This is a genomic window from Thioclava sp. FR2 (assembly GCF_051200875.1).
Taxonomy (GTDB): domain Bacteria; phylum Pseudomonadota; class Alphaproteobacteria; order Rhodobacterales; family Rhodobacteraceae; genus Pseudotabrizicola.
The window spans coordinates 1,619,134-1,633,284 of the sequence record NZ_CP195191.1 but is presented as its reverse complement, the minus strand read 5'-3'; the positions used below and the strand labels follow the sequence as shown (position 1 = coordinate 1,633,284).

Annotated in this window: 12 protein-coding genes; all 12 read right to left on the bottom strand. The window is 59.8% G+C overall.

Annotated features, from left to right (window positions below; all coding sequences use genetic code 11):
* Positions 1-29 precede the first annotated feature (29 nt).
* The 12 genes from ACSBLW_RS07825 to fumC all read right to left on the bottom strand — a co-directional run bounded on the left by ACSBLW_RS07825 (position 30) and on the right by fumC (position 14,026).
* Positions 30-1,385 (bottom strand): cytochrome P450, encoded by a 1,356-nt coding sequence (locus tag ACSBLW_RS07825; protein ID WP_435259655.1) that lies wholly within the window; start codon positions 1,383-1,385, stop codon positions 30-32.
* A complete protein-coding gene (locus ACSBLW_RS07820; RefSeq protein ID WP_435259654.1) occupies positions 1,382-2,680 on the bottom strand; it encodes a hypothetical protein in 1,299 nt (432 codons plus the stop codon). Before ACSBLW_RS07820 ends, ACSBLW_RS07825 begins: the two co-directional genes overlap by 4 nt.
* A gap of 64 nt (positions 2,681-2,744) precedes the next feature.
* On the bottom strand, positions 2,745-3,503 hold the full coding sequence (locus ACSBLW_RS07815) for a cytochrome c biogenesis CcdA family protein (RefSeq protein WP_435260070.1): 759 nt from the start codon (positions 3,501-3,503) through the stop codon (positions 2,745-2,747).
* Between the two features lie 127 nt (positions 3,504-3,630).
* Complete coding sequence (locus ACSBLW_RS07810) at positions 3,631-6,414, bottom strand: Rne/Rng family ribonuclease (RefSeq protein ID WP_435259653.1); 2,784 nt, start codon at positions 6,412-6,414, stop codon at positions 3,631-3,633.
* A 422-nt stretch (positions 6,415-6,836) separates the two neighbouring features.
* Positions 6,837-8,165, bottom strand: coding sequence for a sigma-54-dependent transcriptional regulator (locus tag ACSBLW_RS07805; RefSeq protein ID WP_435259652.1), 1,329 nt, complete (start codon positions 8,163-8,165; stop codon positions 6,837-6,839).
* A gap of 7 nt (positions 8,166-8,172) precedes the next feature.
* Positions 8,173-9,945 (bottom strand): sensor histidine kinase, encoded by a 1,773-nt coding sequence (locus tag ACSBLW_RS07800; protein ID WP_435259651.1) that lies wholly within the window; start codon positions 9,943-9,945, stop codon positions 8,173-8,175.
* 46 nt (positions 9,946-9,991) lie between these two features.
* On the bottom strand, positions 9,992-10,660 hold the full coding sequence (purQ, locus tag ACSBLW_RS07795) for a phosphoribosylformylglycinamidine synthase subunit PurQ (RefSeq protein ID WP_435259650.1): 669 nt from the start codon (positions 10,658-10,660) through the stop codon (positions 9,992-9,994).
* 87 nt (positions 10,661-10,747) lie between these two features.
* Positions 10,748-11,785 carry a zinc-binding dehydrogenase gene (locus tag ACSBLW_RS07790; protein ID WP_435259649.1) on the bottom strand — a complete coding sequence of 346 codons (1,038 nt, stop codon included), beginning with the start codon at positions 11,783-11,785 and terminating at the stop codon, positions 10,748-10,750.
* A gap of 50 nt (positions 11,786-11,835) precedes the next feature.
* Positions 11,836-12,054: a ribbon-helix-helix domain-containing protein gene (locus ACSBLW_RS07785; protein ID WP_435259648.1), complete on the bottom strand. Its 219-nt coding sequence runs from the start codon at positions 12,052-12,054 to the stop codon at positions 11,836-11,838.
* A 109-nt stretch (positions 12,055-12,163) separates the two neighbouring features.
* Positions 12,164-12,373 carry an N-(5'-phosphoribosyl)anthranilate isomerase gene (locus tag ACSBLW_RS07780; RefSeq protein ID WP_435259647.1) on the bottom strand — a complete coding sequence of 70 codons (210 nt, stop codon included), beginning with the start codon at positions 12,371-12,373 and terminating at the stop codon, positions 12,164-12,166.
* A 49-nt stretch (positions 12,374-12,422) separates the two neighbouring features.
* Entirely contained in the window at positions 12,423-12,626 is a 204-nt protein-coding gene (locus ACSBLW_RS07775) for a DUF4169 family protein (RefSeq protein WP_435259646.1), read from the bottom strand.
* Positions 12,627-12,631: 5 nt separating this feature from the next.
* The gene (gene fumC, locus ACSBLW_RS07770; protein ID WP_435259645.1) at positions 12,632-14,026 is read right to left on the bottom strand and encodes a class II fumarate hydratase; all 1,395 of its coding nucleotides are present in this window, start codon (positions 14,024-14,026) and stop codon (positions 12,632-12,634) included.
* Between the last annotated feature and the right edge of the window lie 125 nt (positions 14,027-14,151).

The following is a 14,151-nucleotide window of genomic DNA, read 5'->3' as shown; positions in this document are numbered from 1 at the left end:
GATTTCGGGCCTTGCTTTGGGGGCGGTCTTCACCGCTGGCTGACCCTCAGGCGGATGCCGTTTTGTGCGCGCACTGTCAGATGGGCAACTGGGACGGGATCAAGCCCATCAAGCCGTTCCACCCTATGCCGACGCAGGAACTGCGCGAGCAGAAGCGGCCCTTCGACCATGGCAAAGCCTGCCCCGGTGCAGACGCGCGGACCAGCCGAAAACGGCAGATAGGCATCTCGGGCAGAGGCGCGGTTCTCGTCCCGTGACCAGCGGTCCGGATCAAAGGCGTCCGGTTCTTCCCAAAGTCTTTCGTGACGGTGGACGTGCCAAGGAGACAGGACGATCTGCGCGCCCGGAGGCAGCTTTCTGGCGCGAAAGCGTTCATGCAGTATGTTCTGGCGCACCATCATCGGCACAGGCGGGTAAAGGCGCAGGGTTTCGCGAAAAACGTCTCGGGTGAATTTGAGCTGCGCCATAGCCGAGAACTCAGCCGTTTCTGTCAGTTTGGCGGCCTCAGCCGCCACCCGATCTTGCGCCTCGGGATAAAGTGCCAAGAGGTAAAGCGCCCAAGCCAAAGCCGATGCACTGGTTTCGTGACCAGCAAGAAAGAAGATTGCGACCTGATCAACCATTTCCTCGGTCGAGAAGGTTTGCCCGGTTTCCGGATCGACCATGGTCATGATCTTTGTAGCAAGATCGTTGGGTGCCTTCCCCTCCGCGATCTCCTTGGCTCGCGCTTCGGTCATTGCAGTGATCAGGGCGCGGATACGCTTGGCGGACGCAAGTGTCTTGCGCCGATGAAGCCGTGGAAACCAGCGCGGCAGGGGCAAGAAGGCCGCCAAGTTGAGGATCGGCTGGGTCCGCTGATAGGCGCGGAATTCGTGAAACACGGCCTGAGCGGTCTGATCCTCGATCGGAAGCGTGAAGAGCGTTCGAAAAATCACATCGGCGGCGGCGTGGCTCATCTGTTCTTCGACCTCTACCTCGCCATGGGGTAGTCGTGCGGCAGCCGCTTCGCCAGCCTCCCACATCGCGGGGAAAGTGTCGCGTAAGCGACCACCTTCGAAGGCAGGGTCGATGATGCGGCGCTGGCGCTTCCAAGTCTCACCATTGGTGACAAAAACTGAATTTCCAAGAAGTGGGGCCAGACCCTCGCGAATGCGGTTCGATTTCGGGAAGTCGTCTGGGCGCTCTTTCAAGACCAGATTGATCAGTTCAGGGTCATTGCACAGATAGCTGCGAAAGAAGGGTGTTTTGAACTCGGCCATCCACGCCCGGTAAAGCCGGGCTGGTTGGGCCGAGAGAATGTCACGCCGAAAGAGCCGCAAATAGCGAAGAAGCGAAACCCTGTCAGGTCGCACCGGTGGTTTGGGGGGATGGACAGGGCAGGTCATGAAATATCGGTAAAGCGGTTCACGGCCCGGTCAATACGGCTTTTCGAGGCGGGCCGGCCCGCATAGCGCTGCCCCAACGGAATGGGGCCCGCCGTGATCTGGAAATAGTCGTAATCACCGGGCCTATCAAAGGCACATAGATATTGAAAATGCAGCCGGAAAAACTTCCAGCGCAATTCCTTCCAGCGTTCTGGGGACAGTGTTTGTGTGAAGGCCGCAGACAAGACCAAGGGCCAGCGCTGGTCTTTGGGGGCAACGCTGGTCACGGCGACCGGGTCGCACAGCGCAAATGCGCATCCATCGCCAGGGGCCGTGACATCAACCCAAGTCAAGGAAGCCTGCTTTGATAGAAAGGCCAGATCGGCCCGCAGTCGTTTGGCCTTGGGCAAGAAGCTGACCATCGGCACGACCTGACCCAAGGACAAGAACGACAAGGGCGGGTGATCTTTGGGCAGGCCATCGCGGATCAGATCGGCAAGGATCGACACGCCCAGATGCGCACCAGAAGAATGGCCAATCACCAGAACCTCATCTGCATCGGTTTCCAGCGCCAGCCGGATAGCGCGCCCAAACTCGGCCATCCGCGCTTCCAATTCGGGTGGGTTCGCGCCGCCATAGCGCGCCGAATAGGCATAGTCATGCATCAGGTAATAGGCAAAGACCTTGCCGTCCTTGGCCTTGAACCACCGCAGGATCAGGATGGCGGTCACGGTTGCAACCGACAGCCCCAGCAGGATCAGGCCCAGAACGGTCACCATTCCCCTAGCCCATGAGTCGTGGTCTTGCAGGAAAGGGATCATCGCCGCCGAAAACGCCGCCAAAAGACCCAGTGTCCAGCCCACCCCGACAGCGATGGCAAGCTGGGCCAGCAGGAAGACAATCGGATAAAGCGCCGCAATCACCGGCCCTTTGCGCAGCCGCATCAGCCGGAACAGCGCTCCCGAGGCGATGTAGGCCCAGGCCGTGCGGACCAGTTGCAGATAGGTGGCGGGGATCGAGTTCGACATGCTGTTCCGCACAATGTCGGACCAAACCAGAACCTCTATCTCGGCCTCGGCCTTTTCCCCGCCGATTTCAGAGAGGACATGCCAGCCATAGGGGCCTTTGCTTTGACGCGGACGCAACTCCAGCTGATAGCCCGATATAGCCGCCTGATCCGCGCCTTCTTTGCGGTAAAGTTCACGATAGCGGCGGGGATGGATCGGGTCATAGCCGGGAATGTAAAAGACCCGACGGCGAAACACCTTCGCCTCGGTTTCTGTGTCTTCCGCAGAACCTGCTACATCCGTCGCCATCTGGCCCCCTTAGCTGAGTAGTCTAGAGGGCATTTTGGGCGGAAATAAGGGCAAAGACGGGCCGTTACCCAAGCAAGGGAATGCCAAACCGGTCAAAGGTTTCCAGAAGCCAGAAGCTGAAATCGGTAAAGGCACCGGTCACAAGCGCGAAGCCGACGATCAACAACAGCGCACCCATGCAGCGTTCAATCAGTTTCATGTGCCGTTTCAGCCGCTGCATCAGTCCCATTGACCGTTCAATGAACAGCGCCGCGAACAAGAAGGGCAGGCCAAGGCCCAAGGCATAAACTGCAAGCAACAGGGTTCCCCGCTGAACCGAGCCTTCCTGTGCTGCTAAGGACAAGATCGCACCCAGTTGCGGGCCGATGCAGGGGGTCCAGCCAAAAGCGAAGGCAAGTCCCAGAAGATAGGCCCCAAAAGCCGAGCCACCTTGCTCGCCTGCATCCAGACGCGCTTCTCGGTCAAGGATCGGAATTCGGAACAAACCCACGAAATGCAGTCCGAAGATGATGACAACGCCACCGGCGATTTTCGAAAACAGTTCCTGGTTGCTTAGGAAAAATGCCCCAAAGGCCGAGGCGGTAAATCCCAAAAGCAGAAAAACCGTGGAAAGACCCATGACAAAGAACAGCGCAGGCAGAATGACCCGCCGCCGCGCCACGGCGTCCGATTTCATGTCACCAACGGAAATGCCCCCCATATAGGCCAGATAGGGCGGCACGATCGGAAGAACGCAAGGCGACAGGAACGACAGGACGCCAGCAGAAAGCGCAATCAGCATGGCAGGCAAAAGCCCGGCGTCGATCAGGTCTATTCCAAACATCGCTACATCCCCTTCTTCCGTCGTCTTAACCTGCATCCTTTCACAGGTCACGAGGGCGCGCTGTCACATCGACGTGGTCTGGATGTAACGAAAAGGGCGGCAGGTTCCCCCTGCCGCCCCGATCTCGTCAGCGGCCCAAAGACCACCATCCCTTACGCTTGGGCTTTGGCGGGCCATCTTCTTGTACAGGCTCGACCACAGCATCGACCGTTTCGACCATGCCGGGGTCTTCCTGCAAGCTGGTTGCCGATGAGGCTGGCGCATCATCCGCCATTGGCGCGGCCTTTGGTGCTTCAGCAACGACTGCAGGGGCCGCCGTCACGGTTTCCACCTCAACCGCCACAGGCTCTGCAGGCGCTTCTGCCGCGACTGCGGGCTGCTCCTCTGCCTTTGCATCGGACTTCGATTTCGACTTGCTCGATGAACTCCGCGACCGTGTGGACTTCTTCGGCTTGGCTTCCTCTGTCACCACATCTTCTGCCGCAGCCTCAGTGGCTGTGGCGACTTCCGACGCCACGTCCTCGGCTTTTGCTTTGGACTTGGACCGACTGGAAGACTTCGCAGCAGGCTTCGCGGCCTCGTCGGCGCCATCGTCGCTCTTCTTGCGGCTGCGCGAGCGGCTCTTTGGCTTTGCTTCCTTGACCTCTTCTTCCGCTACAGTCTCGGCAACTGCGGCCTCGGCCGGTGCTTCGACCTCTGCAGCGACCACGACAGCGGCTTCAACGGCGTCCTCTTCAGCCTCATCGCCCGCGTCATCCGCATCGCCTTCGGCGTCATCGCCATCCTGATCATCGGATTGCTCTGCACCATTCGCGTTGCTCTGGTTGCCCGAACCGCTGCCTTTGCGACGACGACGGCGGCGGCGCTTCTTCTTGCCGTTGCCTTGGCCATCGCCTTTGCTTTCTCCGGTCTCGGCGGCGTCCGAAGCCTCGACGGGTTCGACCTCATCGGCCTCCTCCATCGGAATGTCTTCGTCCTCGTCCTCGGCGACCGGCGCACCCATCAGACCCGCATGGCCCGAAATCACCGGGCTTGCCTCGGGGACCACGCGCGTCGCCGTCTTGAACTTCTCAATCGAGTAATCTGGGCTGACCAGAGACGGGTCCGCCTCCATCCGCACGGCCATACCGTAGCGGGCCTCGATCAGCGCAATATGCTCGCGCTTGTGGTTGAAAAGGTAGTTCACAATGCCGACAGGCGCCTTCAGCAGCACCTCGCGTGACCGCTTGCGTGTACCTTCTTCTTCCAGAGCGCGCAGGATATTCAGCGCCATGCTGTCATCGGAACGGATCAGGCCGGTGCCGTGGCAATGCGGGCAGGGCTGGGTCGTCGATTCCAGCATGCCGGGACGCAGGCGCTGACGGCTCATCTCCATCAGGCCAAAGCCCGAGATGCGGCCAACCTGAATGCGTGCGCGGTCCGTTTTCAGCTTATCCTTCAGACGCTTTTCAACGGCTGCATTGTTCCGGCGCTCTTCCATGTCGATGAAGTCGATGACGATCAGACCGGCAAGGTCGCGCAGGCGCAGCTGGCGGGCAACCTCATCGCAGGCTTCAAGGTTCGTCTTCAAAGCCGTGTCTTCGATCGACCCTTCTTTCGTCGCCCGGCCCGAGTTCACGTCGATGGCAACCAAGGCTTCGGTTACACCGATCACGATGTAACCACCTGATTTTAACTGAACAACCGGGTTGAACATGCCACCCAGATAGCTTTCCACCTGATAACGGGCGAAAAGCGGCATGGTGTCGTGATAGGGCTGAACCGCCTTGGCATGGGACGGCATGATCATCTTCATGAAGTCCTTGGCCACACGATAGCCTTCGGCGCCTTCGACCAGAACTTCGTCGATGTCACGATTGTAAAGGTCGCGGATCGACCGCTTGATCAGGTTGCCTTCCTCATAGATCGGGGCAGGGGCAATTGATTTCAGCGTCAATTCGCGGATCTGTTCCCACAGCCGCATCAGATATTCGTAATCGCGCTTGATCTCGGCCTTGGTGCGCTTTGCGCCCGCAGTCCGGATGATCAGGCCAGCACCTTCTGGCACCTCGATCTCGCCTGCGATTTCTTTCAGCTTCTTGCGATCAACGGCATTGGTGATCTTGCGGCTGATGCCGCCACCCCGCGCCGTGTTCGGCATCAGAACGCAGTAACGGCCAGCCAGAGACAGATAGGTGGTCAGAGCCGCACCCTTGTTGCCGCGCTCTTCCTTGACCACCTGCACCAGCATGATCTGCCGGACCTTGATCACTTCCTGAATCTTGTAGCGACGGGCGCGCGGCTTGCGGGGCTGGCTGATTTCCTCGGCCACATCCTCTTCGGCAATCGACTCGATCTCGTCATCGGTGTCGCTGGCATGGTCAACGGCGTGGTAAGCGCCATCGCCATTTTCCTCGGCTGAAGCCGGGGCCGACGCGGTTTCTTCCGTCGCTTCAGAGGTTTCCTCAACAGCCACGTCGTCGCTGGTCGTGGCTTCGTTGCGGGCCTCATCCTCGTCCAGATCGACAACATCCATGCCCGAAGGGCTGGACGTCACGGCATCCGCGTCCTTGACCGCCTCCGCAGCAGGCTTCGGCTTGCGCTTGCGCGACCGACGGTTGTCTTCTTCATCCTCGGCCCGCGCCAAAGCCCGTTCTTCATCCAACAGCGCTTTGCGGTCGGCTGTCGGGATTTGGTAATAGTCCGGGTGGATTTCCGCGAAAGCGAGGAAGCCATGCCGGTTGCCACCATAATCGACAAAAGCCGCCTGAAGCGAAGGCTCCACGCGGGTCACTTTGGCAAGGTAGATATTTCCGGCGAGTTGGCGTTTGTTTACGGTCTCGAAGTCGAATTCTTCGACCTTGTTTCCGTCAACCACCACAACCCGAGTTTCCTCGGCGTGGGTGGCGTCGATAAGCATTTTCTTAGCCATGTCAGTCCATTGCGCCTGCATGAACCTAGCCGCCCCGGTGGACCGGAGGGGTTTTGATACGAATGGAGGCGACTTGTTCGGGCGGCGGCGCGCAGACGGCAAAGGCCGGTCAGTCCCTGTGGGCTGACTCCGGCTTGCAAAATTTCAGTCGCGCGCATCATCGCAGTTTACATCAGGGGGCTTGCGACCCCCCACCTAGAAAAGCCCGTTCACTGAAGGTGTTCGAGCAATGACAACAGCCCTTTCAGGCCGATCCGGCCGCCAGACACGGGTCGCGAAACAGCGCGCCCAACATGAAAGGCAGAGAATTCCACCGCATCAGGCATAAGCCGACACGTCCAGAAACCCTAGCGGCAAAAAGCCGCCGAGAGCAATGGGCAATTTCGCACAACCGTTACAATGATCCGTCTGACGAAGACGGTTCAGACATAATCCTGACGCTGTAACCCGTATTTCGCCATCTTCTCGTTCAGGGTCCGGCGCGGCAGGCAAAGCTCATCCATCACGGCAACGATGCTGCCTTTGTGTCGCCGCATCGTGTTGTCGATCAGCATTTTCTCAAAGCTTTCGACATATTCCTTCAGCGGCTTGCCCTCGGTCGTCATCGCGGGGCCCGTCGCCTCGTTATCGGCCATCAAAAGGCTGGCGATCGAGCCAGAACCCCGGCGGTTCTGCAAGACGGCACGTTCCGCGATGTTGACCAACTGCCGCACATTGCCCGGCCAAGGCGCCTGCAACAATTGCGCGGCCTCTTGCGCCGTCACTTGCGGGGCGTCACAGCCATATTCTTCGGCAAAGCCTTCGCTCATCCGCGTGAACAGCGTCAGAATATCTTCGCCACGCGACCGCAGGGGCGGACAAACAATGGTCATCGCGCCAAGGCGGTAATACAGGTCCGCCCGCAGGATATCTTCCAGCGTCTTGTCCTGTGCATGTTCATTACAGATCGCGATGATCCGCGTTTCGGGCGGCGTGCCCTGATCGTTGATAAAGGTCAAAAGCCGCGCCTGAAGCGAGTTCGGCAGCGCCTCGATATCCTCAAGGCACAGCGTGCCGCCGCGCGCCTCCTCGATCAACGGAATGGACCCGTCCTCAGACGGGCCAAACAACTTCGCTGCCAGTTGATCTTCGGACCATGCCGCGCAAGACACGGTCAGGAACTTCTTCGTCGCGCGCGGCCCCACAGCGTGCAGCGCATGGGCCACCAACGTCTTTCCGGTCCCGGTTTCACCGTCGATCAACACATGGCTGTCGGCTTGACCAAGATCAAGAATATCCTCACGCAGCCGCTCCATCGCCGGGCTGGCGCCGATTAGCTTCTTCATCAGAACCGACCCATCAGCCAGTTCCTTGCGCAGCGCACGGTTGTCCAAGGTCAGGCGGCGCGCTTGGGTCGCACGCTTGGCCAGTTCCGTCATCCGATCCGGATTGAACGGCTTTTCCAGAAAATCATATGCGCCCACGCGCATCGCCTCGACCGCCATCGGCACGTCGCCATGGCCGGTGATCATGATCACCGGCAGACCCGAATCCATGCTCATCAAGCGCTTCAGAAACGCCATGCCATCCATGCCGGGCATCTTGATGTCGCTGACAACGACACCCGCAAAATCAGCGCCGATCCCCTTCAGCGCGTCTTCCGCACTGGCATAGGTTTCGGTGTCAAACCCCGACAAGGCCAGCCATTGGCTGATTGATTGCCGCATATCGGCCTCGTCATCGACGATGGCCACCTTCATTGCGCGCGACATGAAACCCTCATTCCGCTGCTTGTTGGTCCTTAGTCGCCCCGATCAAGGGCAACTGCATTTCAAAAACCGCACCGCCTGTTTCAGCATTGCGCGCGGTCAATCTTCCGCCCAACTCGTTGACAATACCCGAAGAAATGGCAAGCCCAAGGCCCACGCCTTCGCCCGGCTTCTTGGTCGTGTAGAAAGGCTCGAACAGGTTTTCCAGATCGGAAATGCCGGTTCCATTGTCTCGCACCGTCAAGACCGCGGTTTCACCTTGCGACAGGATCAGGTCGATCTGAGGCGTCTGGCGGTCCTTGGTTGCGTCTATTGCGTTGCGTAAAAGATTGATGATCACCTGTTCCAAACGAATACGGTCCGCCATCACCATGACCGGCTGACGGGGCAGGGTGCGCGTGATCTTCACAACCCGGTTCTTCAAAGACGGTTCCATCATCGACAAGGCCGAACTGACGGCTTGCTTCAGATCCACAGGCTCAAAAGCCTCGCCCCCTTTGCGGGCATAGGATTTCAGCTGCCGGGTAATCGCGCCCATTCGCTCAATCAGGTCGTCGATCCGCTGGAAGGACGAAAGGGCCTCCTCCGGGCGCTTGCGCTGCAACAAAAGACGCGCCCCCGCCAGATAGGTCTTCATCGCGGCCAGAGGTTGGTTCAACTCATGGCTGACCGCGGCAGACATCTCCCCCAAAGCCGCCAGTTTTGACGACTGGGCAAGCGTTAGCTCCGCCACAGCCAAATCCTTCTGCACCTTCTCCCGCTCGGCGATTTCGCGCTGCAACCGTGCATTCAGCAATCGCAGTTCTGCCGATTCCCTTTGGAACGACAGGGATTGCGACCACGCCCGCCGCGACAGAACGTAAAAGGTAAGAGCCAGAAGAATGGCAAAACCCATGATTTCCAGCGCAAGAACGCCATTCACACGCTCGCGCACCGAATCGTAGGCGGTAAACGTGACCATCCGCCAACCGCGGAACGGCACCCGCGCTTCGGTCTTCATCACCGCCTTGCCCTGAACATAGGCATCCGGCGGATGCTGCGCCCAGTCAGCCGTTGCCTGAATCGCCCGTCCAAAGGCCGACGGCGGTTCCCGCACGGCCAAGGCCTCGGTCACCGGCAAGCCCCGCCACTGTGGGGTCGTGGCCAGAATCACCGTGCCTTCGCTGTCGGTGACCAGAACGGCATCCTGGAAACCGGCCCAAGCGCGTTCGTATTTCATCAGATCGACCGAAACCGCGATCACGCCCGCGGGCTTGCCGTCGATCGACATGGCGCGCGAATAGGTGAACTCAAAACCACCCGACTCGCGTCGCACCGCGGAAAACACCGTATCCTTGGCGCGCAGCGCATCGACATAAAAGGCGGCCGTTCGGAAATTCGTCCCCAATTGGTTGCGGTTCGTGGCGCCCACCACGCGGCCTTCCCGATCCAAAAGCATGATCGAGGCAACGCCGATTTCCGATTGAACCTTGATCAGCCGCTGCGAAGTCGCACTGAAATTCCCGCCTTTCAGGCTGTCATTCAGAATCGGGTCGCCCGACAAAAGCAGGGGAACCACCGATGTCCGCTGCAATTCCGAGATCATGTTCCCGGAATAAAGCGCAAGCCGCAATTCTGCGCGATTGCGCGTGGTTTCGGTAAAGCGTTCGGTCAACCAGCGATTGGTCACCAAAACAACGCCGATTGCGACAATGACCAATCCAGCAATGATCAACCGGATCCGCCAAGAGACTCCTTGGGCGGTCGTACGGTCCGTTGCTTGATTTGGTTGCAAGTCGCTCATGCCCCGAGTCTAGGCGCGGCGTTCCCGGGTCTCAAGCCGAACTGGCTCAGGCAAGCGCCATCCCGCCCATCAGGCTGGCGAAAAGCGCCTGCCCGTCGGTGCTGCCGTGAACCTTGTCGGCGGCACGCTCGGGGTGCGGCATCATCCCCAGCACCCGGCGGTTCGACGACAAGACGCCCGCAATATCGGCCATCGAGCCGTTCGGGTTGCCCACATAGGTAAAGGCGATGCGGTCTTCGGACTTCAGCGCGGCCAAACCTTCGGCATCAATGGTGTAGTTGCCGTCATGGTGGGCAATCGGAATTTGAATTTCCTGACCCACGCCATATCCGCTGGTAAAGGCGCTGTCATTCGTGGCCACGCGCAACGCCTGACGCTTGCAGGCGAATTTCAGCCCGGCATTGCGCATCAGCGCACCCGGCAAAAGGCCCATTTCCGTCAACACCTGAAACCCGTTGCAGATGCCGATGACATAGCCACCCTTTGCGGCATGGGCCTTGACGGCCGTGGCAATCGGGGACTGGGCCGCAATCGCGCCACAGCGCAGATAATCGCCAAAGGAAAACCCGCCCGGAACGCCCACAACATCCACGCCAATCGGCAACTCACTGTCCTTGTGCCACACACGGGCGACGTTAAAGCCCGCGGCCTCAAAGGCTACGGCAAGGTCACGGTCGCAATTCGATCCGGGAAAAGTGACGACGGCGGCTTTCATGGGGCGCACTCCGGCTGGCTGGCATGGCGGCGGCATAGCGCAAAGCGTCCGTCCCCGCCAGCCTTCCGACAAGAAAAATGCCCGTGATCAGGCTGTAAAATCTGTGATCACCGCCACGCCCGGGCTGGTCGGCCCGTCAAAGGCCCGCAATTCGGCACTGGCTTGCGACAGCGCGACATGACGCGCCACGATCGGGCTGACATCGACACGGCCCGAGTCGATCAGCGACAACAGCGACGGATAGCGCCATGCCGGCATGCCCCGAGTGCCAAAGACCGACAATTGCTTCATGTAGATGGCGTTCATGTTCACATCCATCCGCGCCGTGTGCCCCGTGGGCAGGCCGACCTGCACATGGCGCCCCCGTGGCCGCAGGCAGGCCAGCGAGCTGTCAACCGTGGCCGCAATCCCCAAGGCCTCGACGCTGACATGGGCACCACCGCCCGTTGCCTCAATGATCCGCGCACCCACGTCGCCCTCGCGTGCGTCAATCGCCAGATCCGCCCCCAATGACAGCGCATGGTCCAGCTTTTCCGGCACCACATCGACGACAATCGTCTTTGCCCCCAAGGTCTTGCCCAAAATCAGGCAGGACAGGCCAATGCCGCCCGTGCCGTGGATCGCCAGCCACTCACCGCCCTGCAAATTGGCCTTGCCCGTCAGGGCCTGCCATGCGGTCGTCACCCGGCACCCCAAACCTGCGGCAAGGGCCGGGGAAAGAGTGTCGGGCAGGCGCGCCAGATTGAAGGCATGGGGAACAGAAACATATTCGGCAAAGGCTCCCGGTTCGCCAAATCCGGGCAAACGCGGCGCATGGCACGAGGTCTGGTGGCCCGACTGACATTCCGGACATTCGCCACAGGCAAGGATGAAGGGCGCAATCACCTTGTCGCCGCGCTTCCATTTCGAAAGCGGGCCCGCCTCAACCACCTCGCCGCAATATTCATGGCCGGGAATATTGCCGATCTTGACGCGGGCATGCTCCCCAACCCAACCATGCCAGTCTGACCGGCAGACGCCACAGGCAAGCGTTTTCAACACCACCCCATCCGGTTCGCAAATCGGGTCGGGTGCCGTCTCGATGGACAGATCGGCCCGGAACTCGCGGATAAAGGCTGCGCGCATGAAAAATCCTCCCTTTATTCGCCCCATCAAGGACTTGGCAGAGGAAAGGGTCAACCCCTTTGATAATGTCGCAGCACAAAGACCCGAATGGCCGAGGCCAGTCCCGCATCGCCTGCGCGTGCGGCATCAATCTCTGCCGCCAAGGCATTGACGGTCAGCCCCTTTTCTTCGGCAATCTCGCGAAAGGCCTTCCAGAAGGCCTCCTCCAAAGACACACTGGTGCGGTGGCCATGCAGGGTCAGGGAGTGTTTTGCGGGGCGTGCGGTCATGAATTGAAACTACCCGAATGCCACTTCCCGCGCAAAATCCTTCGTAGGATTTTGCAAATCTTTTCGAAAAGATTTGCTTGCGCCGAAATTACTCCAGCAGTCGCACAGGCTAGCGATTGCAGAAGACAATGAACTGTCCGGAATTTTCGACGACGCGAAAGCCTCGGCGGCGGACCTCGTAAAAAAATCGGTCACGACCGATAAGACGGTCCACATCGGCACTCTTTCGGCGCACAGTGCCGCCCTCAGCAGCGCTGCGCGCCGAAAACAGCTGCACGATCCAACGGTCCGGGGTGATCAGCGCGGGCAAATCCTTCATCGGACACCTCCTGTCGCGATGACGCTGCCAAAGCAGCATAAAAGAAGGATTAAGACCCGTCGGCCGATCCGTCACCGTCAGACTCTCTGCGATGCGCCTCAAGATCCCGTTCTGCCTTTTCGGCGCGCGCCTCGCTCAAGCTCCGCTCGGCCTTTGTCCTGCCAAACTTGGCGGCATTGGCGTCGCCTGTCTTGCGGGCGGCCGCGCGGGCCGCCTGCTTTTTTGCGGTGCGGAGGTTGATGATCTCCGCCATCGGCCTCAGCCCTTCGGGCCGATCATGTCTTCGGGCCGCACAATGCGGTCAAAGGTCTCGCCATCGACGAAACCAAGCGCAATCGCTTCTTCACGCAGCGTGGTTCCGTTCTTATGCGCAGTCTTGGCCACCTTGGTCGCGTTGTCATAGCCAATGGTCGGCGCAAGCGCCGTCACCAGCATCAGCGATTCCTTCATCAGCTTGTCGATGCGCGCCACATTCGCCTGCGTGCCGACGACCATGTTGTCGGTAAAGGCGCTGGCGGCATTGCCCAAAAGCTGCATCGACTGCAACACGTTATAGGACATCATCGGGTTGTAGACGTTCAGCTCGAAATGGCCCTGCGATCCGGCAAAGCCAACCGCCGCGTCATTGCCCATCACATGGGCGCAGACCATCGTCAGCGCCTCGGCCTGCGTCGGGTTCACCTTGCCCGGCATAATCGACGAGCCCGGCTCGTTTTCCGGCAGGATCAATTCGCCCAGACCTGAACGCGGGCCGGACCCCAAAAGACGCATGTCGTTGGCGATCTTGAACAGCGACCCGGCCACTGTTTTCAGCGCGCCCGAGAACATCACCATCGCGTCATGCGCGGCCAAGGCTTCGAATTTGTTCGGGGCGGTGACAAAGGGCAGGCCGGTGATCTGGGCAATCTCGGCCGCAACCTTTTCGGCAAAGCCCACGCGCGTGTTCAGGCCGGTGCCGACGGCGGTGCCACCTTGGGCCAGCTCATAGATATCGGGCAGGCACATTTCCACGCGGCGAATGCCTTGGGCCACCTGATGCGCATAGCCGCCGAATTCCTGACCCAAGGTCAGAGGCGTTGCATCCTGCGTATGGGTGCGTCCGATCTTGATGATATCCTTGAACTCTTCCGACTTCGCAGCCAGTGCGGCATGCAGCTTTTTCAGCCCCGGAAGCAGCACGTCACGGGCATGCATGCCAATAGCCACATGCATCGCTGTGGGGAAGGTGTCGTTCGACGACTGACCCATATTGCAATGGTCATTCGGGTGGACGGGCTTTTTCGACCCCATCACGCCGCCCATGATCTCGATCGCACGGTTCGAAATCACTTCATTGGCGTTCATGTTCGACTGGGTGCCCGACCCGGTCTGCCAGACCACCAGAGGGAAATTGTCGTCGAATTTGCCGTCGATCACTTCGCCGGCGGCTTGCTGAATGGCCTTCGACAAAGCCGGGTCCAGATCGCCAAAACCTTCGTTCACGATGGCCGCAGCCTTCTTGATCACGCCAAGTGCGCGGATGATCGGAACGGGCTGACGCTCCCAGCCAATCGGGAAATTGATGATCGAGCGCTGAGTCTGGGCGCCCCAGTACTTGTCGGCGGGAACCTCAAGCGGGCCAAAGCTGTCGGTTTCGGTACGGGTAGCGGTCATGCGTCGCAAGCCTCCTGATAATGCTGGGCCTGTTCCTAAGACGGATGACCCGTAAAATCAATTGGCATACCGTTGCATACCGTGCGCATCCTGTCGCATCCAAAGGGTGCGTGGCTTCAAATAAC